The organism is Mesorhizobium sp. M5C.F.Ca.IN.020.32.2.1 (assembly GCF_004023105.1).
Classification (GTDB): domain Bacteria; phylum Pseudomonadota; class Alphaproteobacteria; order Rhizobiales; family Rhizobiaceae; genus Mesorhizobium; species Mesorhizobium wenxiniae.
Genome location: NZ_RZSX01001650.1, coordinates 1 through 483, shown reverse-complemented (window position 1 = coordinate 483; position 483 = coordinate 1). Strand labels below are relative to the sequence as shown.

The window sequence follows — 483 nt, the reverse complement described above, 5'->3', positions numbered from 1 at the left end:
TCGCTGGCCAAACCTGGCGCAAAACTCTTCGCCGACGTTCGCGGGACCAAAATCCCGGTCGATATCAGTCCCCTGCCCTTCACGCCCCATCGCTACCGCAAAGGATGAACTTCATGGCAAAAACCTATTTCACCGAAGATCACGAATGGCTCCGCGTCGAAGGCGGTATCGCCACCGTCGGCATCACCGACTACGCGCAGGAGCAACTCGGCGATCTCGTCTTCGTCGAATTGCCGGAGCTTGGGAAAAAGCTGGCCAAGGGCGATACGGCCGTCGTGGTCGAATCCGTCAAGGCGGCATCGGACGTCTATGCACCGGTCGACGGCGAGATCACCGAGGCCAACACCTCGCTCTCGTCGGACCCGTCTTTGGTCAATTCGGCGGCGACCAGCGACGGCTGGTTGTGGAAGATGAGGCTGGCCGATGAAAGTCAACTCGAAGGTCTCCTGGATGAGACCGCCTACAAAGCCCATATTGGTTGAT

General features: G+C 59.0%; 1 protein-coding gene and 1 pseudogene. Both read left to right on the top strand.

The genetic code is table 11. From position 1 onward, the window contains the following. A pseudogene (locus EOA86_RS37965) lies at positions 1–108 on the top strand (glycine cleavage system aminomethyltransferase T); the annotation flags it as partial. Between the two features lie 5 nt (positions 109–113). Beyond that, entirely contained in the window at positions 114–482 is a 369-nt protein-coding gene (gene gcvH, locus EOA86_RS37960) for a glycine cleavage system protein GcvH (protein WP_065009623.1), read from the top strand. The last annotated feature ends 1 nt before the right edge of the window (position 483 follow it).